Source organism: Acinetobacter sp. ANC 4558 (assembly GCF_002135375.1).
Taxonomy (GTDB): Bacteria; Pseudomonadota; Gammaproteobacteria; order Pseudomonadales; family Moraxellaceae; genus Acinetobacter.
Genome location: NZ_NEGH01000014.1, coordinates 17513 through 44245, shown reverse-complemented (window position 1 = coordinate 44245; position 26733 = coordinate 17513). Strand labels below are relative to the sequence as shown.

At 35.9% G+C, this 26733-nt stretch carries 44 protein-coding genes; 23 read left to right on the top strand and 21 right to left on the bottom strand.

Annotated elements, in window-relative coordinates; all coding sequences use genetic code 11:
• The first annotated feature begins 129 nt into the window (after nt 1-129).
• On the top strand, nt 130-1296 hold the full coding sequence (locus tag B9T31_RS15180; RefSeq protein ID WP_086182776.1) for a benzoate/H(+) symporter BenE family transporter: 1167 nt from the start codon (nt 130-132) through the stop codon (nt 1294-1296).
• A gap of 55 nt (nt 1297-1351) precedes the next feature.
• Here B9T31_RS15180 and B9T31_RS15175 read toward each other — a convergent pair whose 3' ends face one another.
• Entirely contained in the window at nt 1352-2377 is a 1026-nt protein-coding gene (locus B9T31_RS15175) for an alpha/beta hydrolase (protein ID WP_086182775.1), read from the bottom strand.
• 235 nt (nt 2378-2612) lie between these two features.
• Here B9T31_RS15175 and B9T31_RS15170 point away from each other — a divergent pair, with 235 nt between their 5' ends.
• Nucleotides 2613-3056, top strand: coding sequence for a universal stress protein (locus B9T31_RS15170; RefSeq protein WP_086182774.1), 444 nt, complete (start codon nt 2613-2615; stop codon nt 3054-3056).
• Nucleotides 3057-3100: 44 nt separating this feature from the next.
• Nucleotides 3101-3547 carry a universal stress protein gene (locus tag B9T31_RS15165; RefSeq protein ID WP_086182773.1) on the top strand — a complete coding sequence of 149 codons (447 nt, stop codon included), beginning with the start codon at nt 3101-3103 and terminating at the stop codon, nt 3545-3547.
• Nucleotides 3548-3609: 62 nt separating this feature from the next.
• Here the strand turns inward: B9T31_RS15165 and leuE are convergent, their stop codons facing one another.
• From leuE to B9T31_RS15150, 3 genes are all read right to left on the bottom strand, one after another.
• Nucleotides 3610-4257, bottom strand: a complete 648-nt coding sequence (gene leuE / locus B9T31_RS15160) for a leucine efflux protein LeuE (protein WP_086182819.1) — start codon at nt 4255-4257, stop codon at nt 3610-3612.
• 75 nt (nt 4258-4332) lie between these two features.
• Nucleotides 4333-5322: a transaldolase gene (gene tal / locus B9T31_RS15155; RefSeq protein ID WP_086182772.1), complete on the bottom strand. Its 990-nt coding sequence runs from the start codon at nt 5320-5322 to the stop codon at nt 4333-4335.
• 94 nt (nt 5323-5416) lie between these two features.
• Nucleotides 5417-6304, bottom strand: coding sequence for a LysR family transcriptional regulator (locus B9T31_RS15150; protein WP_086182771.1), 888 nt, complete (start codon nt 6302-6304; stop codon nt 5417-5419).
• 94 nt (nt 6305-6398) lie between these two features.
• On the opposite strand from B9T31_RS15150, the gene aceI reads away from it, so the two are divergent.
• A complete protein-coding gene (aceI, locus tag B9T31_RS15145) occupies nt 6399-6830 on the top strand; it encodes a chlorhexidine efflux PACE transporter AceI (protein ID WP_086182770.1) in 432 nt (143 codons plus the stop codon).
• Between the two features lie 52 nt (nt 6831-6882).
• Here the strand turns inward: aceI and B9T31_RS15140 are convergent, their stop codons facing one another.
• The 3 genes from B9T31_RS15140 to B9T31_RS15130 all read right to left on the bottom strand — a co-directional run bounded on the left by B9T31_RS15140 (nt 6883) and on the right by B9T31_RS15130 (nt 8351).
• Nucleotides 6883-7158: a hypothetical protein gene (locus B9T31_RS15140; protein WP_086182769.1), complete on the bottom strand. Its 276-nt coding sequence runs from the start codon at nt 7156-7158 to the stop codon at nt 6883-6885.
• A 216-nt stretch (nt 7159-7374) separates the two neighbouring features.
• The gene (locus B9T31_RS15135; RefSeq protein ID WP_086182768.1) at nt 7375-7968 is read right to left on the bottom strand and encodes a Maf family protein; all 594 of its coding nucleotides are present in this window, start codon (nt 7966-7968) and stop codon (nt 7375-7377) included.
• On the bottom strand, nt 7968-8351 hold the full coding sequence (locus B9T31_RS15130) for a DUF2237 family protein (protein ID WP_086182767.1): 384 nt from the start codon (nt 8349-8351) through the stop codon (nt 7968-7970). The genes B9T31_RS15135 and B9T31_RS15130 overlap by 1 nt, the downstream gene beginning before the upstream one ends.
• A 139-nt stretch (nt 8352-8490) precedes the next feature.
• Between B9T31_RS15130 and B9T31_RS15125 the strand changes: the two genes are divergently transcribed.
• The 4 genes from B9T31_RS15125 to B9T31_RS15110 all read left to right on the top strand — a co-directional run bounded on the left by B9T31_RS15125 (nt 8491) and on the right by B9T31_RS15110 (nt 12214).
• Nucleotides 8491-9678 carry a phosphoglycerate kinase gene (locus B9T31_RS15125; protein ID WP_086182766.1) on the top strand — a complete coding sequence of 396 codons (1188 nt, stop codon included), beginning with the start codon at nt 8491-8493 and terminating at the stop codon, nt 9676-9678.
• 127 nt (nt 9679-9805) lie between these two features.
• Nucleotides 9806-10060, top strand: a complete 255-nt coding sequence (locus tag B9T31_RS15120; protein WP_086182818.1) for a hypothetical protein — start codon at nt 9806-9808, stop codon at nt 10058-10060.
• 149 nt (nt 10061-10209) lie between these two features.
• Nucleotides 10210-11250: a class II fructose-bisphosphate aldolase gene (gene fba / locus B9T31_RS15115; protein WP_086182765.1), complete on the top strand. Its 1041-nt coding sequence runs from the start codon at nt 10210-10212 to the stop codon at nt 11248-11250.
• Between the two features lie 109 nt (nt 11251-11359).
• Nucleotides 11360-12214, top strand: a complete 855-nt coding sequence (locus B9T31_RS15110; RefSeq protein ID WP_086182764.1) for a DMT family transporter — start codon at nt 11360-11362, stop codon at nt 12212-12214.
• Between the two features lie 72 nt (nt 12215-12286).
• Here B9T31_RS15110 and nfsB read toward each other — a convergent pair whose 3' ends face one another.
• On the bottom strand, nt 12287-12940 hold the full coding sequence (gene nfsB, locus B9T31_RS15105; RefSeq protein ID WP_086182763.1) for an oxygen-insensitive NAD(P)H nitroreductase: 654 nt from the start codon (nt 12938-12940) through the stop codon (nt 12287-12289).
• 354 nt (nt 12941-13294) lie between these two features.
• Between nfsB and B9T31_RS15100 the strand changes: the two genes are divergently transcribed.
• Entirely contained in the window at nt 13295-14497 is a 1203-nt protein-coding gene (locus B9T31_RS15100; RefSeq protein WP_086182762.1) for a tyrosine-type recombinase/integrase, read from the top strand.
• Here B9T31_RS15100 and B9T31_RS15095 read toward each other — a convergent pair.
• Genes B9T31_RS15095 through B9T31_RS15065 form a run of 7 tightly spaced genes read right to left on the bottom strand, consistent with a single transcriptional unit; the run spans nt 14494 to nt 17935 of the window.
• On the bottom strand, nt 14494-14760 hold the full coding sequence (locus B9T31_RS15095; protein ID WP_213033242.1) for a helix-turn-helix domain-containing protein: 267 nt from the start codon (nt 14758-14760) through the stop codon (nt 14494-14496). The two genes, B9T31_RS15100 and B9T31_RS15095, sit on opposite strands and share 4 nt — an antisense overlap.
• A gap of 1 nt (nt 14761) precedes the next feature.
• Nucleotides 14762-15097: a hypothetical protein gene (locus B9T31_RS15090; RefSeq protein ID WP_086182761.1), complete on the bottom strand. Its 336-nt coding sequence runs from the start codon at nt 15095-15097 to the stop codon at nt 14762-14764.
• Nucleotides 15094-15435 carry a hypothetical protein gene (locus tag B9T31_RS15085; protein WP_086182760.1) on the bottom strand — a complete coding sequence of 114 codons (342 nt, stop codon included), beginning with the start codon at nt 15433-15435 and terminating at the stop codon, nt 15094-15096. Before B9T31_RS15085 ends, B9T31_RS15090 begins: the two co-directional genes overlap by 4 nt.
• Nucleotides 15435-15692: a hypothetical protein gene (locus B9T31_RS15080; RefSeq protein WP_086182759.1), complete on the bottom strand. Its 258-nt coding sequence runs from the start codon at nt 15690-15692 to the stop codon at nt 15435-15437. Before B9T31_RS15080 ends, B9T31_RS15085 begins: the two co-directional genes overlap by 1 nt.
• Nucleotides 15693-15740: 48 nt before the next feature.
• Entirely contained in the window at nt 15741-16733 is a 993-nt protein-coding gene (locus B9T31_RS15075; RefSeq protein WP_086182758.1) for a recombinase RecT, read from the bottom strand.
• Nucleotides 16734-16756: 23 nt separating this feature from the next.
• Nucleotides 16757-17737, bottom strand: coding sequence for a YqaJ viral recombinase family protein (locus B9T31_RS15070; RefSeq protein ID WP_086182757.1), 981 nt, complete (start codon nt 17735-17737; stop codon nt 16757-16759).
• A gap of 3 nt (nt 17738-17740) precedes the next feature.
• On the bottom strand, nt 17741-17935 hold the full coding sequence (locus B9T31_RS15065) for a hypothetical protein (RefSeq protein WP_086182756.1): 195 nt from the start codon (nt 17933-17935) through the stop codon (nt 17741-17743).
• 204 nt (nt 17936-18139) lie between these two features.
• Here B9T31_RS15065 and B9T31_RS15060 point away from each other — a divergent pair, with 204 nt between their 5' ends.
• Complete coding sequence (locus tag B9T31_RS15060) at nt 18140-18346, top strand: hypothetical protein (RefSeq protein WP_086182755.1); 207 nt, start codon at nt 18140-18142, stop codon at nt 18344-18346.
• On the opposite strand, the gene B9T31_RS15055 is transcribed toward B9T31_RS15060, so the two are convergent.
• The 6 genes from B9T31_RS15055 to B9T31_RS15030 form a co-directional block, all read right to left on the bottom strand.
• Nucleotides 18343-18588, bottom strand: a complete 246-nt coding sequence (locus B9T31_RS15055; RefSeq protein ID WP_086182754.1) for a hypothetical protein — start codon at nt 18586-18588, stop codon at nt 18343-18345. The genes B9T31_RS15060 and B9T31_RS15055 overlap by 4 nt on opposite strands.
• 64 nt (nt 18589-18652) lie before the next feature.
• Nucleotides 18653-18967: a hypothetical protein gene (locus B9T31_RS15050; protein ID WP_086182753.1), complete on the bottom strand. Its 315-nt coding sequence runs from the start codon at nt 18965-18967 to the stop codon at nt 18653-18655.
• Entirely contained in the window at nt 18960-19511 is a 552-nt protein-coding gene (locus tag B9T31_RS15045) for a helix-turn-helix domain-containing protein (RefSeq protein WP_086182752.1), read from the bottom strand. The genes B9T31_RS15050 and B9T31_RS15045 overlap by 8 nt, the downstream gene beginning before the upstream one ends.
• On the bottom strand, nt 19508-20011 hold the full coding sequence (locus B9T31_RS15040) for a hypothetical protein (RefSeq protein ID WP_086182751.1): 504 nt from the start codon (nt 20009-20011) through the stop codon (nt 19508-19510). Before B9T31_RS15040 ends, B9T31_RS15045 begins: the two co-directional genes overlap by 4 nt.
• Nucleotides 20012-20190: 179 nt before the next feature.
• Nucleotides 20191-20493 carry a hypothetical protein gene (locus B9T31_RS15035; RefSeq protein WP_086182750.1) on the bottom strand — a complete coding sequence of 101 codons (303 nt, stop codon included), beginning with the start codon at nt 20491-20493 and terminating at the stop codon, nt 20191-20193.
• Between the two features lie 24 nt (nt 20494-20517).
• Nucleotides 20518-21183 (bottom strand): helix-turn-helix domain-containing protein, encoded by a 666-nt coding sequence (locus B9T31_RS15030; protein ID WP_086182749.1) that lies wholly within the window; start codon nt 21181-21183, stop codon nt 20518-20520.
• 111 nt (nt 21184-21294) lie between these two features.
• On the opposite strand from B9T31_RS15030, the gene B9T31_RS15025 reads away from it, so the two are divergent.
• From B9T31_RS15025 to B9T31_RS14970, 13 genes are read left to right on the top strand one after another with little or no spacing between them, the layout of a single operon-like run.
• Complete coding sequence (locus tag B9T31_RS15025) at nt 21295-21495, top strand: helix-turn-helix domain-containing protein (RefSeq protein WP_086182748.1); 201 nt, start codon at nt 21295-21297, stop codon at nt 21493-21495.
• 8 nt (nt 21496-21503) lie between these two features.
• Nucleotides 21504-21776, top strand: coding sequence for a hypothetical protein (locus B9T31_RS15020; RefSeq protein ID WP_086182747.1), 273 nt, complete (start codon nt 21504-21506; stop codon nt 21774-21776).
• 41 nt (nt 21777-21817) lie between these two features.
• Complete coding sequence (locus B9T31_RS15015) at nt 21818-22762, top strand: helix-turn-helix domain-containing protein (protein WP_086182746.1); 945 nt, start codon at nt 21818-21820, stop codon at nt 22760-22762.
• Nucleotides 22749-23426 carry a hypothetical protein gene (locus B9T31_RS15010; protein ID WP_086182745.1) on the top strand — a complete coding sequence of 226 codons (678 nt, stop codon included), beginning with the start codon at nt 22749-22751 and terminating at the stop codon, nt 23424-23426. The genes B9T31_RS15015 and B9T31_RS15010 overlap by 14 nt, the downstream gene beginning before the upstream one ends.
• Complete coding sequence (locus tag B9T31_RS15005) at nt 23423-24262, top strand: DNA adenine methylase (RefSeq protein ID WP_086182744.1); 840 nt, start codon at nt 23423-23425, stop codon at nt 24260-24262. Before B9T31_RS15010 ends, B9T31_RS15005 begins: the two co-directional genes overlap by 4 nt.
• Nucleotides 24246-24581, top strand: coding sequence for a hypothetical protein (locus B9T31_RS15000; RefSeq protein WP_228146060.1), 336 nt, complete (start codon nt 24246-24248; stop codon nt 24579-24581). Before B9T31_RS15005 ends, B9T31_RS15000 begins: the two co-directional genes overlap by 17 nt.
• Nucleotides 24578-24847, top strand: coding sequence for a hypothetical protein (locus B9T31_RS14995; protein ID WP_228146059.1), 270 nt, complete (start codon nt 24578-24580; stop codon nt 24845-24847). The genes B9T31_RS15000 and B9T31_RS14995 overlap by 4 nt, the downstream gene beginning before the upstream one ends.
• A complete protein-coding gene (locus tag B9T31_RS17850; protein ID WP_171264777.1) occupies nt 24844-25005 on the top strand; it encodes a hypothetical protein in 162 nt (53 codons plus the stop codon). The genes B9T31_RS14995 and B9T31_RS17850 overlap by 4 nt, the downstream gene beginning before the upstream one ends.
• A complete protein-coding gene (locus B9T31_RS14990) occupies nt 24998-25219 on the top strand; it encodes a hypothetical protein (protein ID WP_086182743.1) in 222 nt (73 codons plus the stop codon). Before B9T31_RS17850 ends, B9T31_RS14990 begins: the two co-directional genes overlap by 8 nt.
• Nucleotides 25212-25670, top strand: coding sequence for a hypothetical protein (locus B9T31_RS14985; protein WP_086182742.1), 459 nt, complete (start codon nt 25212-25214; stop codon nt 25668-25670). The genes B9T31_RS14990 and B9T31_RS14985 overlap by 8 nt, the downstream gene beginning before the upstream one ends.
• Nucleotides 25667-25963 (top strand): hypothetical protein, encoded by a 297-nt coding sequence (locus B9T31_RS14980; protein ID WP_086182741.1) that lies wholly within the window; start codon nt 25667-25669, stop codon nt 25961-25963. The genes B9T31_RS14985 and B9T31_RS14980 overlap by 4 nt, the downstream gene beginning before the upstream one ends.
• A complete protein-coding gene (locus B9T31_RS14975) occupies nt 25960-26337 on the top strand; it encodes a hypothetical protein (RefSeq protein ID WP_228146058.1) in 378 nt (125 codons plus the stop codon). Before B9T31_RS14980 ends, B9T31_RS14975 begins: the two co-directional genes overlap by 4 nt.
• Entirely contained in the window at nt 26334-26732 is a 399-nt protein-coding gene (locus B9T31_RS14970) for a DUF559 domain-containing protein (RefSeq protein ID WP_086182813.1), read from the top strand. Before B9T31_RS14975 ends, B9T31_RS14970 begins: the two co-directional genes overlap by 4 nt.
• Nucleotide 26733 lies beyond the last annotated feature (1 nt).

Below are 26733 nucleotides of genomic sequence, written 5' to 3'. Positions count from 1 at the left end.
CTACATCCATTAAAAGCAAATTGTTAGCGGAATTTTAAATGAATGCAATCAAGTACTAATCCTTGAACAGTTAATTGAAGGGTGTATGATATTGCGATTATTTATGACGTATTGTTAATGCATAAAATCATGCAAAGATTTCTCCAAGACTTTTCTATACCTGCTGCTTTTGCAGGATTTATAACCTTTCTCGTTGGGATTAGTGTTTCTTCAGTACTGGTCATTCAAGCCGCGCAGCTTTTAGGGGCAACAGAAGCTCAAATTACCTCATGGTTTTGGGCTCTAGGTATCGGAATTGGTTCTTGTGGATTAATTCTTTCGTGGAAGTTTAAATACCCTGTTGCAACGTCTTGGTCTACTGCAGGACTTGCATTGATTATTGCTTCCGCCAGTGGTTATAGTCTTTATGAGGCAATTGGCGCATTTTTAATTTGTGGATTGTTGACCGCTATTCTTGGTTTTTCGGGTGTTTTTGCTAAAGTTTTACAGCATATTCCTCAGAGTTTAACCAGTGCTATGTTGGCTGGTGTGCTATTAAAATTTGGCGTGGCAATTTTTTTATCTATGCAAACACAATGGGGCTTTATTTTAGCACTTTTAATTGCTTATATTTTGTCTAAACGGTTTTGGCCAAGATATAGCATTGTTGTTACTGTTTTAGCAGGTATTGTTTTGGTTCCATTCTTTATGGAGTTTCAGTTGGGAACGATTCAGTTCAGCCCAGCAATACCTGTATTGATGTTTCCAGATTTTTCTTGGGCCGCTTTATTTGGAATTGCCTTACCTTTACTTGTCATTAATATGGCTTCTCAATATTTACCTGGGCTAGCAATGATTAAAAGTTATGGTTATGAGCCTAATGTGAAACATTTAATTGGATGGACAGGTACTGCTCAAATGATTTTGGCACCATTTGGCTGTTTCTCCGTGAATATTGCAGCAATTAGTGCCGCGATTAGTTTAGATGACCAAGCACACCCAAACCCAGAAAAACGCTATATTGCAGGAATTAGCTGTGGTTTCTTTTATATTTTAATGGGAATATTTGCCGCAACATTAACCAGTTTATTATTTTCCTTTCCAAGCATTTTCATTACGGCATTAGCTGGTATTGCGCTTTTTGGTACAATTGGTCATAACCTTGCGATTGCATTTCATTCAATTGATGATCGTGAAGCAGCATTGCTTACATTTCTATTTAGTGCTTCTGGGGTCCAGTTTTTTGGTATTGGTTCAGCATTCTGGGGATTGTTATTTGGCTTAAGTGTCTATCATATTTTAAAATTGAAAAAATAACTTGAGATAGATTTTTGACTTATTTTCAACATTCTTGTTAGTAAATATATAAGGCTTATTCGGATATAAGCCGTATATTAGCTTTAGTTTTGCTCGTATCACGAAGGAATTGTAAAGTTTTTTGAAAGGTTTCTTGGCTAGCTTTTTTACTCATCATAAATTGATATTCATGCATTAAAAATTCTTTTGAATTAGGATAAAAAACATCAACAACGGGGATTTGATGTTTTTTTAATGCATCGACAAAGGGTAAAGCTTGGGATTTAGTCAAAAAATCTTTATTACCACTACTAATAAAAACTGCTGGATATGAAGGGGTTAAATATTGATTGGGAGAAAGACTGTGTAAAAAAGCAGTGTCATCTTTTCGTCCACCTGTATAGGCTTGAGTCAGCGTATTAATTCCCCATTCAAATAACCAAATTTTCTTAGGTGCTGTTTGAACAAAGCTTTCTAAATCATAAATCCCACAGTGTAAAATCAAACCACTGATTTGCTGTGCCTGTAGGGATACCTCAAAATTTGAAGTTTGAGCAAAGTTTGGATTTGTGACTAATCCTGCATAATGGCTGGCTAAATTTGCACCTGCTGAATCGCCCGCAAGATATAAATTTTTTGCATCAATTGAATATTGCTTGGCGTGTTGAGTAATAAAGCTAAATAGATGATTAATTTGTTGCAATTGGGTAGGATAAATATGCTGAGGGGCAAATTGGTATTCTACAGCAATGACATTATAGCCCTGATCAGCTAGTCGTTTGAAATATCCGCGAGCATTTTCTTTTGAACCAGAAACCCAGCCACCGCCGTGTATCCAAATAATGGTTGGTCGCTGTCCAAGTGCAGCAATATCTGCAGGTTGATATAAATCAAAGTGAAGCGTTGGGTTGTTCATATAAATGATGTTTGAGTGAATAAGCATATCTTTTGGCGCATGTCGATCAAGCAGTCTTTTTTGTACTTGAGTGGCGGTATTAAATGCACTAGCGATAATTTGACTATTTTTTTCTACACTCTGACAAGCAGTTAGTAGAAAAATATAAGCAGAAAGTATTACAGTGAAAAATGCCTTTTTACTCAAGTTTATTACCTGAACTAGAACTGATGTAGATGAATTATTCTAGAAGATATTTACTTATAAGGTAAAAGAAATTAAAAAAATATGTAAAATACAGTTAGAATTTTATTAATTGTTTGATATTTAAATAATTAATGATATTTTTTTTTGATTAATGACACTTTATGCATTAACTAAAATGAGAAAATATGTTATGTATATAGTGAAAATCATAAATAAAACTGATGGAGATTACATCATGTCATATCAACATATAATTGTTCCTGTTGATGGCTCTAAAATTTCATATTCAGCAGTGAAAGAAGCTGCTTTGATTGCAAAAGCATTTAATAGCAAATTAACATTAATTAGTGTTGTTGCAGAAGATCCTTTTACTGATGCTGATTTTTACTATTCTTCTGCCATTATGAAAGAGTATTTTGTGCAAGCACATGAAAATGCAAAAAATGCCTTAAAAGAAGCAAAAGCAATTGCAGAAGATGTGGGTGCACAAGCTGAAGCAGAAATTTTTGAAGGGCCTGTGAATGCAAAAACAATTGTTAAAGCATCAGCGGAAAAAAATGTAGATTTAATTGTCATGGGTTCACATGGTCGTAAAGGTTTTCAAAAATTACTATTAGGTAGTTTTGCACAAGACGTTTTAAGTAATACTGAATTGCCTGTGTTAATTATTAAAGATTAGTTAACTGTATATCCCTGAACAAACTTAAAACATAAGGTAAATTTATGCCAACCTATAAGCATATTCTAGTTCCAGTAGATGAATCTCCAATCTCATATGCCGCTGTTGAAAATGCATTATCTTTAGCGAAAGAAATTCATGCAAGCGTTACCGTGATGAGCGTTATTGCTGTCGATCCTTTTATTGGCGTAGACTTTTATAAAGTAGCTCCTGCAGTTACAGAATATTTTATGAAAGCTGAAGAAAATGCGCTGTTAAGACTCAAAGAGATTGAATCATTATTTAGTCGTGATGAAATTTCAGTGAATACTAAAGTTATTCATGGTGTTTCAGCGGCTGAGGGTATTATTAATATTGCAGATGAAGTATCTGCAGACTTAATTATTATGGGATCTCATGGTCGAACTGGTTTGAAGAAAGTGGTTTTAGGTAGTGTTGCGCAAACGGTATTAACACAATCTCCAATTCCTGTGCTTATTATTAAGTCATGATTTAATCATCCCACATTAATGTGGGATTTCTTTTATAGCAATTATTGTAAAAAGATGCTGTTTTAGAGGGTAGATGTGGCAAGCTTTAAACCAAATCCACAAAATAAAAGACCAACGCAAGCCACGCATATCGCCGTTAGTTTAAACTGATGAGTGAAAAATTTAGCAAGTTTTGCACCAGAAAATATTAAAATGGTCAAATAACTCATGCTAATTAATTGTAATACTCCAGCAAGCACGGTAAATGTAATGGCTGGATACGCATATTGTGGATCTACAAATTGCACAAAAAAGGAGAGATAAAATAAAATAGCTTTAGGATTTAAAATGCTAATCGTTAATGCTGTACTAAACGGTTTTACTTGCGCTAATGATTGTGGTTGTTGTATTTTTTCTGGAGATGGCGTGGCTTTCCATGTATGAAAAGATGCGATTAATAATTTAATACCCAAATAGCTTAAGTAAATTGCACCCACAACTTTTAATAAAATAAATAACCAAGGAAAAGCATGTAGAACAGATGCTGCACCAAGTGCAGTAAGCAAAATTAAAATTAAATCACCTGTATAAACACCAAGAGCTCCAATATAACCCGCTTTGACTCCATGGCGTGAAGCAACAGACATGACAAATAATGAGTTAGGTCCTGGCAGTATCACAATTAAAATTGTCCCAACAATAAATGTGGCTAAATCTGTGATTCCAAACACAAGCATATTACTCAAATAAAAAAGCCGATCCTAGTATAACAAGATCGGCTATAGTGATCGCATTTAAATTAAGAATTAAGCATGGATTTGTGCATCAATTCCAAAAGTTTGGCGTAAAGAAATATTCAGTTGTTCTCGTGCTTTAATGAAGCCATCAATTCCACTCTGTAATAATTGTGCTGCCATTAAATCATGCTGTATTAAGGCTTTAAATGATTTTTCATTTAAGGCTTCAGCCAAATATGGATGATTTAAATCTGACTGCTGGTGAGAAAGAGCATGCTCAACAACTCTAAAATCTTGTTCCAGTTCAGCTAAAAGGCTTGGTGCAATTGTTAAAAGATCACAACCTGCTAATGCCAAAACTTGATCTATACTACGAAAACTTGCACCCATAATTTCAGTTTTTATATTGTGCTGTTTATAGAAGTGATAAATTTGTTTGACTGAGAGTACACCTGGATCTTTATCAATAGGATACGATTGCACATTATCGGCTTTTTTATACCAATCTAAGATACGTCCAACAAATGGCGAGACTAATGTGACATGAGCATCTGCACAAGCCTTGGCTTGATGTAAACCAAAAAGTAAAGTGAGGTTACATTTAATTCCTTCTGCTTCTAATGCTTTTGCAGCTTGAATACCTTCCCATGTCGACGCAATCTTAATTAAGATACGATTTTTTTCGATGCCATAACTTTTGTAAAGTGAAAGTAATTCTTTTGCTTTTACGATAGTTGCTTCTGTGTCATATGAAAGGGCTGCATCGACTTCAGTTGAAACACGTCCACGAATTAGTTTTAAAATTTCAACACCAAATTTAACCGTTAAAATATCAATGGTGCGTTCAATAAGTTGATCTTGTTGATAACCTTCATGGTGTGCTTGATCAAATGCAGCTTTAAGAATATGCAGATTTGTTGCTTGAGATGCCGCAGCAGTAATTAAAGACGGATTTGTAGTCGCATCTAATGGGAGAAATTGCTGAATGGCATCTAAGTCGCTACTGTCAGCAACAATGGTGGTATGCAACTTGAGTTGATTTAATGCAGATGTTGTCATTGTATCTATTTCTTAAAAGTTAAAGTTATTGCCCTAATTTATATATAGCATAAACACACCATTGTAAAAGCGTAAAAAAGCAATAAGATTAAAATTATTTAATTTTTCTTTTATTTTTAATGTGATTAATTAAAAAAAGAGCAGCCATTCCTAATTCATTTTCACGGCTCCATACCAAATCTACGAAATACTCAAAGGTGGGTGTGAAATCTAAGATATTAAGTATTTTTAGCTTCTCTTTAAGCGTGGGATTTTCATGAATCATATCTAAAGGTAAAACCCCCCATCCTAAGCCGCGTAAAATTAAACTACATGCGGAATGATGGTTGTCTGTACGCCATGATTGCGTTGAAAAAAGGAGTTCAGGTTTTATATTACGATCACGACTTGCAACCACAATTTGCCTGCTTTGCATAATTTGATCATAATTGACTTGTTCATATTGTGATAATTCATGATGAATTGATGCAACTGGAATTAAGGTTTCAGCTTTTAGTTCGATAAATTGTTCGCTGCTATTGAGTTGCTCACGCTCAAACATAAGTGCTAATTGTGCAGAATTATTGAGTAACATTTCCATCGCATCTTCTTGCGGTGCTGAAAAAATATTAATTTGTAATTCTGGAAATTGAGATTCTAGTAAAACAATATATTCAGTCCATTCTGTATGTAAAAGTTCAGAAACAATAACTATATTGAGCTCAGCTTCTAAGCCCTGACTTAATGATTTTGCATGTTGTTTCCATTGATTCATTTCGATGAGTAGGTTTTCTGTTTTTTGATATAAAACCTTAGCGGCTTCAGTAGGTATAGGTTCGCGACCGACTCTGTTAAATAGCTGTAAATTTAAATCTATTTCTAAGTTAGAAATAGACATACTAATGGCTGAGGGTACTTTTGATAATTTTCGTGCTGCGGCTGAAAATGAACCAGCTTCTATGACGGTTTTAAAAATGAGAAGTTGTTCTTGGTTGATATTCATGATTTAACCTATCAAATATATTGAAAGAATCTAACTTAATATATCAAATATTTGAAAGTATACTGGGCTTATATTTAACAACAAAGAGATTTTTATGTTGATTTCCAAGAGACGGATTGTTCATGCATTAAGTTATGAAATAATTCTGTTGGTTATCATTGCAATTGCATTAAGCTATATATTTGATATTCCGATGGAAGTTACTGGTATTCTAGGGGTAATTATGGCAGTAACATCAGTGGTCTGGAATATGGTTTTTAATCATTTTTTTGAGAAATTTGAAGCAAAAAGAAAATTAAAAAGAACAATTGGTGTCCGTATTCTTCATGCAATTGGCTTTGAAGGCGGTTTGATGATTGCTACGATTCCAATGATTGCATATGCATTGGAAATGGCAATATTTGAAGCTATTTTACTCGATTTTGGGTTAACCATGTGTATTTTGCTTTATACTTTTATTTTCCAATGGTGTTTTGATTATATTGAAACTAAAATGGGGTATGAACCAGAATATCGTCACAGTTAATGCAATATTCTTTTATCATAAAGCCACTGTAACAGTGGCTTTATGATTTGAATTATTCAAGTCGCTGTTGTTTTTTTGTATTCAAAACAAAAGTAACGTGCTTGAGTGCATTTTCATAAACTTCAGAATTACGACTGGTATGACACAAACTTAATAATGCATCACTGATGGGGATAAGATATTCAGTTTTGATTAAGGTATAGTCCTCAGAGATGTGTTGAGAGTGTACAGTATTTATAATTGTTGGAATAAGTTTATCAAATTCTTGAGTAAACTCCGAAGCTTGATTTTGACATAAATCGTGTAATAAATTTTCTAAATTATTCACTTTATCATTCCTTGCTAAATTTAGAGTTATTGGAAAAATTATTGAATGCCACATGAGAGTGGTCACTATATTCTAGTAATAAAAAAAAAGTTTTTATTTTTATACGGTGTTAGTAGTGTTTTGTAAAAGATATCATATTTTAAAGTAAAAAGATTTCTTTTTTTTTCAATGATAAAAATATGATGGAAAAAGAATAGAAATTTTAGGGTTAAGTTGTTATGGAATTTGGATATTAAGAGATCTTAAAATATTACACAGTTGAATCATTGGCATCCCCATTAATGTTGTTTGATCTTTCCCAGACATTTCTTCAAATAGGCTGATTCCTAAGCTTTCACATTTAAAACTTCCTGCACAATGTAGTGGCTGCTCAAGCCTAATATAACGTTCAATTTCAACTAATGAAAGTTTACGAAATTTAACCTTGTAATGTTCAACAAGAGTTTTTTTAAAGCCAGTAATAGATTGATGAACACTTAAAGCAGTACTAAAGTATACAATTTTATCAGAATTCGCCTGTAATTGCTGAATCGCTTTTTCAACAGTTAGCGGCTTTCCAATAAAAATATCAGGTGCTCCTTCGCGCCATGCGACTTGATCTGAACCAATAACAATTGCTTGGGGGTATTGTGTTGCAATATGTTGAGCCTTTTCAAACGCAAGGCGTTGAGCTAAATCGTCGGCGTGTTGATCACCTTGTGGTGATTCATCAATATTGGGAACGATCACATCATAGTCGATGTGTAATCGATTCATTAAATCTTTACGTGTTTGACTACCTGACGCCAAAATAAGATGAGGTTTATTCATTACACTGCATATTCCATCAGAATATCAAGCGGAACATAAGATAACACTGCTTGATGACATGCTTCTAATTTAATAGGAGGCGCTTTACCTAATTCGTAAGCATCGACCCATCGAGTTACACAAATACACCAAAAATCGCCAGGCTGTAAACCAGGAAAATCAACCTCAGGAATGGGTGTGATTAAGTCATTACCTGTTTGTTGTGAAAAATTTAAGAATTCGGATGTCATTAAAGCACACATGGTGTGTTGACCAATATCTGTTGGTGCTGTATGACAGAATCCATTTCTAAAATAACCTGTAATTGGTAAGTAACAACAGCTTGCTAAAGGTTTACCAAGAACATTCAGGCGGTTGATGGTTGGATTTGGATGTATAGACATATTGTTACTATTTTTACTGCTGATGCATACTATCATAATCAAATCTTAAGCTTTCACCAGCATTTATACAAAAGTAGCTAACCTTTTTTTTTATAATCATTTAAAATCAGCGCAATTTTAACATATAAGTGAGCAATACATGAACTTTCAGCGTATGACTGATCTTGATTTAACAGGCAAGCGTGTACTTATCCGTGAAGATTTGAACGTTCCTGTTAAAAATGGTGTGATTACGAGTGATGCGCGTTTACGTGCGGCATTACCGACCATTAAAGCTGCAATAGAAAAAGGAGCGGCGGTAATGGTTTATTCACACTTAGGTCGTCCAGTTGAAGGTGAACCCAAAGAAGAACAGTCTTTAGCGCCTGTTGCGGCATATTTAACTGAAGCATTAGGTCAAGATGTTAAATTGATGAAAGACTACTTGGATGGGGTAGATGTGATTGCAGGGCAGGTTATTTTACTAGAAAATTGCCGTTTTAATGTAGGCGAAAAGAAAAATAATGCTGAACTTGCAGCAAAATATGCCGCACTATGTGATGTTTTTGTGATGGATGCTTTTGGTACAGCACATCGTGCTGAGGCTTCAACTGAAGGCATAGCAAGACTTGCTAAAGTAGCTGCTGCTGGACCTTTACTTGCAGCAGAGCTAGATGCATTAGGGCGCGCTTTACAAACTCCTGAAAAACCAATGGTAGCAATTGTTGCGGGATCAAAAGTATCAACGAAGCTTGATGTACTAACATCACTTTCTGATATTTGTGATCAAATTATTGTGGGCGGTGGAATTGCAAATACATTCTTAGCAGCTGCTGGCTTTAATGTGGGTAAATCACTGTGTGAAAATGATTTAATTGATACTGCAAAAGCGATTGCTGCCAAAGTATCTGTACCACTTCCAACAGATGTTGTTGTTGCGGATGCATCTGAAATTAACTTTGATGACTTTCTTGGCTCACTTGCTGCTGCAAAAGCCGTAATTAAAAAAGTTGAAGATGTTTCAGACAACGACATGATTTTAGACGTTGGTCCAGAAACTGCGAAAGTATTTGCTGAAATTATAAAAACATCAAAAACTATTCTGTGGAATGGTCCAGTTGGTGTATTTGAAGTAGACCAATTTGGTGAAGGAACAAAAGCATTATCTTTGGCGATTGCTGAGTCTGAAGGATTTTCAATTGCAGGTGGTGGTGATACTTTAGCAGCCATTGATAAATATCAAGTTGCAGATCAAATGGGTTATATTTCAACAGGTGGTGGTGCTTTTTTGGAATTTGTAGAAGGTAAAACACTTCCAGCCGTTGCCGTTTTATTAGAACGTGCTTAGTTTTTTAAAAATTTAATCGTTGAAAGGGCAGAATAAAATCTGCCTTTTTTATTCATGCGTCAGTCATGAAATTGAAATATTTTTGTCATATGATGATGTTGTCTTAAATTATATTGTAGAAAACATTATGAAACAAACAAAGGTATTTATCGCTGTACTTGTTACATCTTTGGTTTTAACTGCATGTAGTAAGCAAGATAAAGTACCAGCGAGTACTGAAGCATCTACTGCAACTGTCGTTGATAAGGTCACACCAGAACAACAAGCAGCAATCGATGCAATTGATAAACCAGTATTAGATGAAAAAAACCAAGATATTCCCGCTGAAATTGCAAATGCTCCTGCAGATACAGCAACTGCACATGAAGAGAATAAGAACTAAAGTAATGAATTGATTAATAACGAGACAGTTTTTAATTATTTTTAGGAAAGTCCTCAATTATTTGAGGACTTTTTTTTAAAAAAGTAGAAATGTTGCTGAATTGAAGTAAATCCCCATGTAGAATATGGGGCACTACCTGGGAGGATATTATGGCACTTATTTCGATGCGCCAGCTCTTGGATCATGCCGGTGAATATAACTATGGCGTTCCAGCGTTTAATGTAAACAATTTAGAACAGATGCGTGCAATTATGCTTGCCGCGGATGCAACAAATTCACCTGTTATTGTTCAAGCATCAGCAGGTGCTCGTAAATATGCAGGTGCACCATTCTTACGTCACCTTATTTTAGCTGCTGTAGAAGAATGGCCACATATACCTGTGGTAATGCATCAAGATCATGGTACAAGCCCTGATGTTTGCCAGCGCTCTATTCAATTAGGCTTTACATCTGTCATGATGGACGGTTCTTTAGGTGCAGATGGAAAAACACCAACATCTTATGAATATAACGTTGATGTGACACGTCGTACAGTAGCAATGGCACATGCTTGTGGTGTTTCTGTCGAAGGTGAAATAGGATGTTTGGGTAGCCTTGAAACTGGTATGGCTGGGGAAGAAGACGGAGTTGGGGCTGAAGGTGTATTGGATCATTCACAGTTACTAACTTCAGTTGAGGAAGCACTACAATTTGTAACAGATACCAATGTAGATGCCTTAGCAATTGCAGTAGGTACATCTCATGGTGCTTATAAATTTACGCGCCCACCGACAGGTGATATTTTAGCGATTGATCGAATTAAAGAAATTCATGCAGCACTTCCAAATACGCATTTGGTGATGCATGGTTCAAGCTCTGTGCCACAAGAATGGTTAGCAGTGATCAATCAATATGGCGGTGACATCAAAGAAACTTATGGTGTTCCAGTTGAACAATTGGTTGAAGCGATTAAACATGGTGTGCGAAAAATTAATATCGACACGGATTTACGTTTAGCTTCGACAGGCGCTATGCGTCGCATGATGGCAGAAAAGCCAAGTGAGTTTGACCCACGTAAATTCTTTGCTGTAACTGTTGATGCAATGAAACAAATTTGTATCGATCGCTATGAAGCATTTGGAACAGCAGGGCATGCTGATAAAATTCGCCCAATTTCTTTAGAGAAAATGGTTGAACGTTATAATAAGTAAGCCTTAAATCTTTTTTGCATAAATAAAGCTCACTCAATAGTGGGCTTTTTTATCGACCATTATCGATGGTGATGTAGAATATATAAGGTTTAAAAAAGAAGAAGTAGCGATGGGATTAATTTTTGCAGCTGCAATCTGTAGTGTACTGGTTTCTATCTGGTTGAAAATATGTCGAGATAGAGGCTATGTGCCCATAGAAATGATTACATGGAATTATGCGATTGCCAGTATTCTTTGTTATTTTTGGTTTAAACCAGATCTCGCACATATCTCTTTTACTAACACACCCTGGATATTGATTATTATTCTAGGAATATTATTACCCAGTGTTTTTCTTTTTCTAGCAAAATCATTACAAACAGCAGGAATATTAAAAACTGAAATTGCACAACGATTATCGGTGATTCTCTCCTTAACTGCTGCATATTTAATTTTTAATGAAACATTTAACCAGTATAAGTGGATTGGCATAGCTTTAGGCTTAATTGCTGTGCTACTCATTGTCTGCTCGCAGCGTTCATCTTCACCTTCATCTAATCACGGTATGATTTATTTAATTTTGGTGTGGGGAGGGTATGCTTGTATTGATATTCTGTTGAAATATACAACCGGATTAGGTTTGCAATTTTCGGTTGTATTAAACTTAATGTTTGTTTCAGCATTCCTACTTTCACTCATTTACTTGAAGTTAAATCATCAAACCATTGGTCAAGTACGTAATATTTTAGCTGGTTTATTATTGGGGATATTAAATTTTGTAAATATTGCTTTATATGTCAAAGCGCATATCTTTTTGAAAGATTCACCTGCAATTGTCTTTGCAGGAATGAATATATTGGTTGTGGTTTTTGGTGTTTTAAGCGGTTTGATATTTTTTAAAGAAAAATTAAAATTAAGCTCAGTGTTCGGATTGATTCTTGGCATTACCAGTGTAGGGTGTTTAGCATATTCAATGATGATTTAGTGTTTTATCAAAACGCATCTGATCATGAGATAAAATGGGGATCATAATCCCCATTAAATAAGAATTTAAAGCTTAAAGTACAGTAAAGATGTTTTCAGCATTTAGGCGAGATTTTGGTAATTTTGCATTAAAATCTGTTTCGCTACGATAGCCAAGTGTCAGTAAAACAGAGGGAATTAAACCTTGTTCTGCAAGATGTAACTCATCTGAAATAATTTGTTCATTAAAGCCACCAATAGGTGTTGCATCTATATGTTCAATTCCTGCTGCAAATAAAATTTGCCCTAACGCAATAAATGTTTGATTTTCTGCCCAACGTTGTACATTTCCTTTTTCATTACGATAATATTCAACGTAACCAAGACGTGAATTTTGTTGATTTTGTTTTGCTGTAGCGTCTTTAAAGCGACCACTTAAGTCATCTTGTTGGATGAGTTGCTCAAGATGATCTGTCGTAATATCTGCTTTTGTACAAAATAGAATGGTATGGGATGAATCTAGTACTTTAGGGGCATTATAGGCATATTGACCGACCAGTGCTTTAGCAATGCGTTGTTTAGCAAGTTGATGATCCGCAATAAAAAAATGCCATGGTTGGATGTTAATCGAGGATGGCGTATATCTAATAATTTCAAGTAAACGTTCAAACTGTTCTGGCGAGATTTTTTTTGTTGGGTCGTAAGCTTTAGTCGTATAACGCGTTTTTGAAACGTTTAGCAAATCCATCGTTAGGCTCCAATACGGAAGATTCATTTATTCTAACTGAATCTTTTGGAATAAGTGAAGTCGCATGTATTTTTTATCATTCAATTTTTATCATAGATTAGAATATTTTAATATAAAGACAGTATTTAAGTTTTATAAGCTTGGCTGCTGATATTTAGTTAAAAATTTGTGTAATTTTTATTTTAGAATTAAGCGTTCTGATTGTTTGAAAATATAAATATTAATAAATTATTGTTTTTTATATTTATTTTTTGGTTTTAATCTACATTAAAAAATGGAGTGTAGACTATGTGTAGACTGTTGAGTGATTTCAGCATTAAAATACAAGTGTCGAATTTGTAAATTAGTGCTGAAATGAAACTCAACAAATTTAATGTTGATGCTATTGCATTAACAGAAAAAGGACAAGCCATTTATCGTGACTCTGATTTAATTGGTTTTGCGGTGCGAGCAACTGTAAAAAGCAAATCATACATTGTTGAACGCAGACATGAAGGAAAGCTATATCGTGTCACTCTAGGTAAAACAAATGAAATCACACCAATTGAAGCAAGGAAGAAAGCCCAATCTATTTTGGCTGATATAGCCAATGGTATTTATGAAAACAAGAAAAACTCACTTGATGTTCTAACACTAGAGCAAGCATTTAATTTATACCTACAACAAAGAAAATTAAAACCCCTTTCAATTCTTACTTATCAACATGCTCTTGATACATATTTATCAAATTGGAAATCTAAGCCAATATTTGAAATTACAAAAAAAGAAGTATTTGATAGCTTCATGAAACTTACAGAATATAGCCCTTCGAAAGCAAATTTAACATTTAAAATGCTTGGTTCTATTTGGAAATTTACACAAGTACATTGCTCAACGGATGAAGACCCAATTTTAAAACATAATCCTGTTGATGTTATTCCTGCAAAAAGAGGGTGGAATAAAAACAAAGTAAGAACTCGCCATTTAGATGAAAGTAATATTTATATTTTTTACAATGCGGTTTTAAATTATTTTACTGAAAGGTCTCTGTATGAGGACTCAGCACGGAATGCTTCTCGTGATTTGGTTTTATTTATCATGTACACAGGTTGCCGTAGGAATGAAGCACAAACTTTAAAATGGGAAAATGTAGATATAGAAACAGGGGTATTTGTATTTAAGGACCCTAAAAATGGTGATGACCATTTATTACCAATGGGCGATCATTTATTTGAAATAATTAAACAGCGTTATGAATTAAAGAGTAATGAATATGTTTTCCCTAGTGCTTCAATGTTATCAAATGCAAAACATATATCAGGCGCACAAGGTATGTTGAAAACAATTACCAAGCAAACAGGGATAGAAATTTCATTACATGATTTACGAAGAACATTTGCCACGATCTGCAATAATTTAGATTATGGGCCATATACAATCAAAAGATTACTTAACCATAGATCAGGTGCAACAAATGATGTTACTGGTGGGTATGTGCAAGTACCATTAAAAAAATTACGGCTTGCAATGAATGATATTGAAGCCGTTTATCAGGGAAAACTCAACTGCTTCGATTAAGAAGCGAGTTGGGCTGTATTTAAGTAAGTTTGTTTCTGTTGGTAAGCAAGAACATCGGCTTTTTTATATGTCACAGTTCTTCCGATTTTGGAGTAAGGGATACCACCGCCAGCACAACGAAGTCTTTGCAATGTATGGGTTGAGCAAGACAAGTAAAGCGCAACATCTTCCTGTGGGAATAGTTGATTTTCGTGTGCGTTAAGGAATTTATGTAAACGCATATCTTTTTCTTGCTCGGTCATCTGATCAATTTTAAGTTTCATATCAACAAACCTCCTTTAAACTTTCCACTTCCTCAACCAAGGCGATGGCTTGTTTTAATTTAGGTATTTCTATTTCAGCATCAATACCCTCAATTCCATGATGCAAGCCAATATCAATACTTGACTGTAAAAGCTTTAATGTATTTCTAGAACCATTTAAACCTTGATTCTTTTGAACCAACTCCCAAGCATCAACATAGATTTTTATTTCATCTAAAATTTCAAAACCATAATGTTCTAAAAAATCAGCCTTTGTGATGAATCCAGTTTCAAGGCAAGTCACATCACGTTGTGCTAAATCCCACCCAAATTTTGCAATAAATTCTGAAGGTTTCATGATACTTCTCCTGGTTGATCCGTGGATAGCTCATATGCTTCGATCATTTTTTTCCAACACTGGATAATTGCGATATCAATATGATCTTTACCAATTCCTGTTGATATAACAGCAAGAGCAGCAATCATCATGTTTTGTGTCGGCTCTCTCGGCACCAAAACAAAACCTTTAAGATAATCTAGAACAGCATTAAAATCTGTAATAATTCGATCTTGCTCTGATGTTAGGTTATCTACGTATTTTTTTAAGGCTATTTCACGAACAATGGGATCTCTATCTTTTGGAGGAGTGGTAACCCGATTAACCGCAATATTCCAAGCTGCACCCTTAATATCCATCACATCACCTTCAACATAATTGCTTTAGCTTTAAGGCGAAGAATGAAATCCTTGCCATGTCTTAACCAGAGATTTAAGAAAACCTCATATTTCTTTTGAGCTTCTTTATTTAAGTTGCCATGACTATCTATTTTAAGACTTGGCTTTTTAGGCTTAGTAAAAACAACTTCACCTTGAAGCTTATTGATAGAGTATTTGTAGTCATCATTTGCCACAAACACAGCAAATAAAGGTTGTAGTTTTGAGGGAATGTTCATGTCATAAATCCTGTTTGCAGCACCCAATTAAGGGTGCTAAACATCTAATTACGCTGTTAATGCAGCTTCTTGAGCTTCATAAGCACTATTAATTTGATTGATTTGAGCTTCATTCATTTTTGCTGTAAAAGGCTCAAAGCGTGTAGCCATTACGGTATCCAACATGCCAATATCGCTAGCATTGTTAATTTCTAAAATTACAGCTTGAACAGATTGATCAGGGAATTTGTTAGCGTCCTTTAGTTCTTTGCGTTTAGCTTTAAACACTTCGCCAATTTCAGACTTAGCAGGCTCACCAAGATTTAAGTCAGCAATTTCAGCACCAACTTGATCTAGTTCTTCTAGAGATTTAGCGAGCTCAATGCTTGTGTAAAATGGATTTAGATCAATCTCTACAGCAACAACTTCCATAACTTGTTTTTTTGCTATACGCGCTTTTAATGCAGATGAACCACTATTTGCTTTAACCGTTGATTCCCCACTTGATCCAGTGGGCGTGATGTCAATTTCTTTATCTTTTTCTTCTTCAGCAATTGCCATACCTTTTAAAACATCTGGAAAAACATCACGCAACGCATAAGAACGTGCACGTAATTTCATCATGCGCTTAGGGTATTGGCTCCAAGGACCTTGCTTGCCTGAAAGACCTGCTTTCTTCGCATCCTCCATGCTAAATTCAGAAACAACTGGATCTTCATTTTTACGCTTTACTGTGCAAGTTGCTTTCTGACCATCTTCCGATAATTCTTCACGGATGAAATCTAGTAAACCTGAGCTACGCACAAGAGCAAGCATTGCATCACCCCAAATAGAAGGGCGACCATTAATCACAGCAATATTTTGCATTGCTTGAAGAGGTTGCAAGCCAATCTCGGCACCCCATTGCATAGCTACAAGAATATTGCCTGGTTTACGTTGATAATCCTTAGGCACGATATCAGAGCCAGCAAGTAAATCAGCAATTTGCATTGCTTCTTGCAAGCTATTTGGAGTTAGAAAATTAACAGTTTGGTTTGATTGGGTTTTAACAATTGCGCTCATGGTTGTGTCCTTTATATTTTTGGTTAAGCAACACGTAAAACACGTGTACTAGAAGTCTTTGTGAATTGGTTATAAATATCAGGGTATGCAGACTTAAGAGCCTTGCTATCAAGTGATGTACGCTCTTGGTATTTGAAAGTTGCTAGACGCTTTTCATTAGCAATAATCATTTCCGCATCTTCCATACGTGAGCAGATCTGAAGCTTTAAGTCATCAAGCTCTTTGCTTGCTTCTTTTAATGTGCTGTTTAAATCTTTATATTCAGTGATAACTTGCGTAAGCTCATCATCTGCATCTAACGCCTGATCAGGATTGTGTTGTGACCAACGATGCAATACATCATCAAACGTAGTGGGTGCAGGGGGAATATCCGCAACAACGTGACCATGCCAAAAAGCAGAACATTCAGCGATTAACATTTCAAAAAGCTCAGGGTCGAATGCAATCTTGTATGAACGGAATTTTTGACCACCAACCAACACGGCTAATCCACAATAATCTGTACCAGTAACACCCATATACCATTGGCATTGAGTAAGGTAATAATCAGGAACAGATTCAGATTGTTCATCACCCCAAAGCTTTGCTAAATATTGATTCGCTGTTTTGCATTCGAGAATACTGTCAGTTGTTAGCTTTCCATCTTTAATCCGTACATTTCCTGAAATCTCAGGATTAATGATTGCTCTATCAATATTTGCACGCGCCCAAAAAAGCTCAGGATGTTCAATGGTTTTATTAACACGCTGAACCTTTACACCGTGGCGTTTTGCATATTCTTTAGCAACGATATCCTCAAGCTGATTACCCCAGTATGCAGGCTCACTTTCAGCATCATCCAGTTCAGCACGATCTGTTTTATCTAACCACAACTGGTAAGGAGACTTGTATTTACTCAAACCTAATATTGCAGCGACATCTGAGCCACCAATACCAAGCTTGCGAGATTGCAACCATTCTTGACGAGCAGTTTCAATTGATTGTAAATTTATAGATGCATTCATGACCTATACTCCAAAGATAGCAATCTTGAAAAAATTGATAACAAGCCAAAAGAACCAAGCAAGAATTGCAAAAAGGATAATATCTTTAAGATCGGCAATAATTTTTGCACGGCGAGAAGGGCGCATTTCTTTAGCAGTTGGTTGTTGAAATAATATTGAAGATGTTTGAGATTGACTCTTAGTACGATTCTGTTTCATAATTACCTCGTAAGTTTGAAAAACCTCCTCGCCGTCCAAAGTTAGGAGGTTTTTTGTATTTGGTGAGATAAATATAGATATTCCGATATTATAAGTCAATAGTAATTCCGATATTTATATAGAAAAACCGATATTATTTTTTTATTTTATGCTTTAATAGACAAAAGAAAACCCACACTGGGTGGGGTATTTGGAGTTTATTAAATGAAAATTGTAGAAAATAGAAAAGAATGGCGTCATCACACATTAATGCGATTGATTGAAATTTTAAAATTCGATGTCGAAACAGCAGTTAAAGAAGTTGAAAAAATAGAAAAATTTGTGTTTCAGGATGATTTTATTATTGAACTCACAAGCTTAGAGCAAAAAAAAGCTCTTGAAGAGTTAATCAAGAGCATGAATTCAAATTAATCAAACATAGTTGACTTTGATTTAGCGAAATTTTTTTCAGCTTGATTAATCTCTTTTTCGGCTTCATGAAAAGCCTGTACCCACCAAACTCCTTGTGTAGAGACTCCTTTTTGGTCTTCTTCCCAGCGAGCAACTTTTGCCTTAGTTAGCTCAATAGCTAAAGCAGTTTTAATTTCAGGTTTCATATTTTCTGCGATATTTATGTTTTTAAGATCAATGTTGGCACAAAGTCTTAATTTCATAATATCAGAGAGAAGATTGTTTTATAAAAGAAAACCCACACTGGGTGGGTTGGAAGGGTTAAAGTTAAGATTTCTCAAACCTTTCTTTAAGAACTTTAACTGAGTTTTCTGCACTTTCTAGTATGGCTTTTTGAAGGGCTGGGTTTGCAAATAAACCACTCAAAGCATCTTGTAAAGCTAAAACAACATTCATGGGTAGTATAACAACAGCATTATTTACTACTTCATTATTAACTCGACAACCAAGGACTAATTTTAGTGCATTGGTTTCCATAGCAACCTGTAAAATTTGATCCGCAAATATATGTTGCGCGTTTGGGTTTAAAAGAGTCAAAATTTCTTTATTTTCTTGAATAATTTTGGTTTGGTTTTTACTCATGATGCATACCCTTCATGTTTTGTTTAAAATATGTGATATTCATAGAGGGAGTATCTAATGTAAGTTGAGGGGTAATATTAACAATGCTCTCACTATTAAGTTGATAAGATGGAGTTACGCTTACATAAAAATCTTTCTCTTTTCCTTCCAAAACAGCATTAACAACTTGATCGCCAGTTTGAAGCTCTAAAACCAAATTTGGATTATTTACGCTTTGATGAATAATAATCTGATCAGTTGTGGTTTTTTCACGGTCAATTTGCCACGGCTGTTTGGGCTTTTCATAATTGTTATTGTGAAAAATTATATCAAAATCATAACCAAGTTTTTCAGTAATGGTAGTGATTGTCTTAATGGTTAGATTTACATCACCTGATAAAACTTTAGTTACACGTCCTTTAGACCAACCAAGTTGTTGAGCTAGATCGGAGCGTGAAATTTTGCGATGGCGAAGCAAGCCTACGAGATGAGATGCTACTTGTTCCATCTTAATGATAGACATATCAATATCATACTCATTACCAATTAATGATACCTTGCTCATAATAACCTCACTAGAAAATCATGCGACTCAATAGGATATTTAAAAATTGCTTTAACGCGCTCGTCAATAATCATTTTTTCTGAGGCGTCAATTTTATCCTTTCGTTTAGGTGCTAATCTAAACAGGATCATTACATCGCCAATCAATACCAAATACAAACGGATACTCGCTTTTCTTATTCGGTAAACCGACATATCCTTCCCATCTATTTTGGTGGTATGGGCGCGATGTAATTCACTAGAATCATAAAAATCAAAGATTTCATTTGCGATAAAACATTGCTCTAGTTTTGATGCTAGCTGAGTGAATAAGCGAATTACATCCGCATCATCACGCGCACTGCTTAAAGCAAATTCAGTTCTATCGCGATACAGAAAAATATCATTTTTACTTTTTGATGACGAAAGCATGTAAACCTTTATATTTTTGGGTAACAAAATACTATGTAGGTTTTTTGGAAAACCTATTTGTTCCCATTTGAAAAAGTAAGGGTTTATCATGAGCAAAAGTTACCTTATAAGTTAACTAAAATCAATATTATTTAGTTTAATATGGTGGTTTTTTTGTAGCCTTAGCATATCCAAATTCCTGCATAAGGTTCGACGTTTATAAAACTATCGAAGCTCAACAAAGGGCTATCACTATAAGCAGCCCCTTAGTTGCATGTAATCAAATTTATTCATACCTCCGAATACTTCTCCAAAAACTCATCCACCCATCCTTGTGCTACATCAAGATTAGTTATGTCTTTTAGCTTTAGGTTAGTACCTTCTGCCTCGTTAAAACCCTCAATAATAGCTTCAAAAATATTTGCTTCGTTGATGATTTCCTGTGCCATTTCCGCAGCGTCATAGCTTTGTTTGGCTTTTTTAAGTGAAGCTATTTGTTTATTAAGTCCCTCATCGATTTTACTTAGTGCTAATTTAAATTCTTGACGATTAATCGTTAGTGCCGTTTTAGATTTATTGAGTGTTGCGATCATGGGGAGTTCCTTTTTAATAGTGTTTTAGTTTGGTTTTATGGTTTTTGATCTGCGTTTAGATTTATATATATATCGAATGCAATCAACCACCTCGCCAACAAAATTACAGTCTTCATCTAGTGGAATAATATTCGGCTTGAACTCAATATTTAAAGCTTGAAGGTACTTAGTTCCATCCGTCTCAATTACTAATTTTTTAAAAGTAGCATCATCAAACTTTCTAACTACAATCATATCCCCAGATCGCATATCATTAAATTGGACGCATGGATCAACAAGAATATAATCGCCTTCCTGAAAAGTAGGATAATTACTCAAACCTTGCACTTTTAAATAAAAGCACTCATCACACTCATCAGGCAAGGGGAGCCACTCCTCAACCTGTGACACATCAACAGCTTCGACATTCGTAAATACACCTGCCTGAACCCATGAGAGAACTGGTGCCATTTTAGGTCTAATAATTTCAACATTAGATAACTTGGTTTCATCTAGTATGCCTTTTTTTAATTCCTCAGCCGATACACCAAGCGCAGCAGCTAACTCTAAAATAGAACCAGTAGTTTTAGCATTACCCGTTTCTAAATCTGAAATTACAGACTGCTTGACACCTGATTTTTGAGCTAAATCTTTTTGAGTCATCTTTTTAGCTTTACGAATTTTTTTTAGATTCTCACCTAAAGTTGGCATATCTGTGTCCTTTAATACCGCTATCGGAATTGTGATATAAAAACCAATCGGTTTGGCTATTGTATTAATATCGGAAAACCTATATATTTATAAAAAATATAGGAGCCTGCTATGAATCAGTGGCAAAAAATGATTGTTAACCTCAAGGAAAAGGGTCTAACACAAAAGCAAATTGCCGATGCAATGGAGTGTTCTCAAAATTATGTGAGTAATTTGGAAAACGGCTTATGTGGGAAACGCCTTGGATATGACAAAGGTGAGAAGCTTAAAAACTTTTGGTTAGAGCATTGCTCAACCACGCAAGTTGCATAGGAAGAATCATGAGTCTTGATAAAGAAGATCTTCGTACAAAACACGATCCTGAAATTATGGACAAACTTCGCGATATTTCTGCGTATTACGGTATGGAGATGAGTCGACAAGCTGCAATCCTTTTTGAGAAAGCCATTGTTGGTGAGTGGCATATCGTTAATTTAGGGCTTGAACGAATTAAAAGAAATGAGCGAATGAGGGGGATTGTGGTCGGTGATGGGAGTGACAGGGATAGCACGGTCAAATACCCATTACAGGTCTTAGATAATAAAAAAGCCTGATCTCGGAAATCAGGCTTTAGTAATTCATCTTGGAGAAGAATATGAAATCAAATTTAGCACATAAACCACCAGATCCACAAGGCGAAGTGGTTAAATTTCCAAAACAAGAGCGACAAGCTATGTCGGGTAATAAGTTTAACTATGTGACGAGTATTCGTGATGTTCCAATGGAAAAGACAACTAAGCATGTAGCTCTTACTTTAGCAACGTATGCGGATTATGAAACAGGTATTTGCTATCCAACAATTAAAACCTTAATGGCTGTCACAGGTTTATCAAATCGCGCTGTTTGTTTACACCTAAGAAAACTGGAAGAACTCGGTTTTATAGTTTCAAAAAAGGCAGATGGTCGTAATTCAAAGTACAAATTCATTGCTGAAAATATTAAAAAAGCAGTGACGCAGGGTCACAGCTTAAATAATGAAAGCAGTGACTTTGATGACATAGAAGCAGTGACCCTGATGCATGAAGCAGTGACTTTGACGACACAAAGCAGTGACGCAGGGTCACACAAACTATTAATAACTACCATTAACAACCAAAAGAACATACACACACAAGAAAACACGCCCGAAAAAAACGATTTTGTTGAGCAGTGGAATCCTAATCTTGATCACCTAAAAAATATTCTTGTTCAAACAAAATTCAGTAACCGAACAGAAGAAATTTTATCGATGTCTGATTTCCAATTTCACTTAGGAAATTTCAATGCTCACTGGGAGAACAAAACCTACCTCACTGAAAACCAAAAAACTCGAAAGTTTGCTTCCTGGTTAATTCAGGAGTTTGAGAAAGCAGAGCGTAGCGTGAAAGCGAAAACACACACTTCTGGAAAACAAAACAATTCAGAACAAAAACCAAAGTCAGCTCTCCAGGCAACAAAAGATCAGTGGGCGCAAGAGCGTTTGGAACGCCAACAACAAACATCACAAATTATCGATGTGAACAGTCCAAGATTTATCGGAGGTGGTCATGAGCATTTTTGAGCAACGTGCAAATATTTTAGTGACAACTTTGCAGGCACTGTATGGCAATTTATTTCTTGATTCGATGAAAGGCTTAACACTTGGTCAAGTTGAAACGGTTGCTACTGGTGTGATGACAACACTCTCTGATGATCAATTTAATCGCGGTATGGCGATGTTGAATGCGAAAGCTGGTCAAGGTGGTTACTGCCCAACAATTGCAGAATTTAAAACATGGTGCATGGCTGGTAGTTGGTGGACAGCTGATGAAGCATGGGCAAGAGTTTGTGATTACACAGTTAAGAATTCTGTAAAGCTCACAACTCTCACTAAATACGCTTTTGATCAAGTTGCTTATCAGATTACCAGTGGTGACATGAAAGGCGCACAGCGTCAATTTAAAGCAGTCTATGTTGATCTTTTGTCTAAAGCTCAACTCAAAGGTGAATCACAACAGTGGTATGAAGCACCAAAACAGATTGCAGCGAAGCTTCAAGAGCAAGGCAAGTCGCTAGCCGAAGAAAAAACAACAGCTCAAAAAGTTGGTTTTAATTCGGAACAACAGCAGATCATGGATTTAACAAAGAAACTTGTGGAACAAGGTAAGACTTGGAAAGATGCGTTTGATTTAGCTCAAGTCGAAGTTCGTGGGATTGTTAAAAAGTCTTGGGGAGCAGTGGCGTGAAATTAGATCATCCTCTTATTCGATACCACGGCGGTAAATTCCGTTTAGCACATTGGATTATCGCTCAAATGCCTAACCATATTTGCTACACAGAAGTGTTTGGCGGAGCAGCTGGAGTGTTACTTCAAAAACCACGCGCTTATGCAGAGGTCTATAACGATCTCGATGGTGATGTTGTAAATCTGTTTGAAGTGCTTAGAGATTCTAACTCGAGAGATTTGTTGATTGAGCAGCTTGTTTTAACACCTTACAGCCGTGCTGATTTTGAAACTGCATGGGAAGAAACAGACTGCAAAATTGAACGTGCTAGACGTATTTGTATTCGTGCACAGATGGGGTTTGGTTCTGCAGGAGCAACAAAGGGCATTACAGGATTTCGAATTGATACAAAACGTCAATACGGAACAGCTCAATCACTATGGTCTACCTATCCTGAGCACTTGGGAATTATTGGCCAGCGTTTAAGTGGTGTACTTATTGAGAATCGCCCAGCTATTCAGATTCTTCAAGATCATGATGCAGAAACAACGTTGCACTATGTAGATCCACCTTATGTACATGACACACGTTATGACGGTGCTAAATCTGGTCGTATTTATCGCCATGAAATGAGCAATAAAGAGCATTTAAATTTGCTTAATACATTACTTGATCTAGAAGGCATGGTGATGGTTTCAGGCTATCCATGTGAAATGTATGACGACATGTTGAGCAGCTGGAAAAGAATTGAAACCAGTTCACGTATTTCCGCAGGTCGTGGCACGGCAGTTAAAACAGAATGTTTATGGATCAATAGACAAGCCCAGAAGCCTGACTTATTTGAGGTGGTGTCGTGAAAGAACTCAACAAAGCTTTTCTTTTCGTGTTCATGCTGATTGGTGCGGTTGTGGTGAAAGTTGGGGGTGGGGTGTGAATGCGGTTGAGTTCTTTAAAGAATGGGGTTATGACCATTCAAAAAAATATGTCGAGCTTGCTCAGTCTGAAGGTGACATCTTGCCGTGGGAAGTTGAGTTAAAACGCTTAGTTAATAGTTGGAGAATTGTTCAATCATTTGGCGGTCTGAGTGATTCAAAAGTTTATTCAAAAATGGGCAGACACTACAAGTATTTAAAAAGAGCTATTGCAGACGTAGAAAGTGTGGGAGCAGTGGCATGAAAGACATGCGTAGAAATTGTGGTGGTAAAGCTCGTGTTATTTCTGTGGGTGTTGACGTTTTGCTGGCAGTTAAGAATACAGGTGTCGCTACAGCATCCGAAATACAACAGCAAGTGATGCAATCGATGTGCATTAGAAGCGTTCAACGATATTTAAACAGCATGGTTGAAGCCGAACTCTTGTACACAGGTCGCTCGAAACTTGGTGAAGCGAAACGCTATTACTTAACTGGTAAAGCCAAAGAGTTGTTTGGGGTGAAGGCATGACTAACCATGACTTTAAAACGCTTCGTGACAAGTTGAATGGCTCTATTGCTCACAGTGATGACGAGATAGAGCTACAAAAACAATGGAATGAATTACATCGCCGTGCTGAAGAAAATGCACTGAATGATGATGAGAATTGGGAGGTGTGCGGTGGCTAACATTGAAGCAGAAATAACACATATCACTATCGATAACACAAGTTACGGTCATACCGATGTGTCTGTAAGCCATGTCAAAAATGAAGATTATGTCTTAGCTAAAATTGATGAATTAGAAATCAAGATTGATACAAATATTGCATTGGCTTTATGCACTGAATTGGCTAGGGAATTTAAGTTTGGCTTGGTTGATGAGGAGGTGTGCGGTGGGTGATCTAGATAAAACATTACAGGCTATAGCATCTCTTTGTCCTGAAAATATCCCTGAACTTGAGAGACTCCCAACTGTTGAATTACAAGTTGGCGATCAGTGTTTATTAGTTTGGTCTGAGCAAAAGGAAACATGGCGAGTTAAATCATTTTGTGCTGATGGTGATGTGGATATTGTTTGTGAAAAATTTAATGCTCACATGGCTGTGCCAAAAAGTGATTTACGGTTAGTTGTTGATTTTCAACAATCCAAAATCGAGCAGTTGGAGAAGGAGAAGCAAGCCCTACACAATGCCTTTGTTTACATGGATGAATGCCGTAAAGAGTGGCATCAAGGATTTATGAGATTACATGAGCAGAAGAATAAGGCTTTAAAAATCATAGAAGATCATGCTCGGTATATTCCTCAATCGACAATTGATGCTTTAGAAAAAGCTTTGCGAGGTGAGTCATGAGTAAAACCAAAATCAAACTAACAATTGCTCAGCACAATAAGCTTTTTAAAAGAGTTGAGTTTTTAACTTACCACGAAGTTATAGATGATCCACAGAACAGAGATATTTGTATTTACAGACGCATGCGACTTCCGGTTCGTGTTTTAGCTCTCTTGTTATCTCCATTGGTAATTTTTATTGGTGGTGTGCCTGCAATGGTTAAAGTGGCAAAGGAGTGCTTAGGAAATACAGAGCTTGATGTATATACGGTCAATCGGTATCGGTTTTATCAGGTTTTGCGAGGTGAGTCATGAGTATGTTTGCAGAAAAAATAGAAGCTTGTATTACGAATGGCAGTATAGACCTAAAAGACTTGATGGAAATCTGTAGTGTTCGATTTAAAAATTTAAGCCTTGATGATGTTCGTTTTATTGAATCTGAATGCCGTGATTTACGTCAAAAGTTTGAAGAAGCGGAAAAGGTTGAGTGTTTTAAAACTAGAGGTATTCAAAGTGTAGGTTGGGATGATCTTGCATATTTCTCAATAGAAGAAATAGACCTGGTTAAAGAACTAACCAAGAAACAAATTGAAAAAGGTAATTTTTCGACTGAGATTAAAAAAATAAAAATCTCTAAAGATATCTTAATTGGACACATTCGAGATCGGAAAGAATGGGAGCGAAAGTGACCAGCATCTCAATCGCTGAATACAAAAAGAAGTATGCAAAACCACGGCGCAGTAAACGCCGTGTAGCTGTTAAGAAAGAACGTGTTGTCAGCGAAGGTGAGGCAACACTTGCTCAACAATTGAAGTCCTGCAAGATCAAGTTTGAACAGGAATTTAAATTCCATTCAACAAGACAATGGAGAGCTGATTTCCACTTAGTAAGCAAAAAGATTTTAGTTGAAGTGGAAGGTGGTATTTGGAGTAACGGACGACACACCAGGGGAAAAGGTTATTTGGGAGATATGGAGAAGTATAACGCGGCAGTCATGTTGGGTTATCAGGTAATACGGTTTAGCACAGAGCAAGTGAAGTCAGGTTTAGCGATACAGCAGATTGAGAAGATGGTAGGGGAATAGG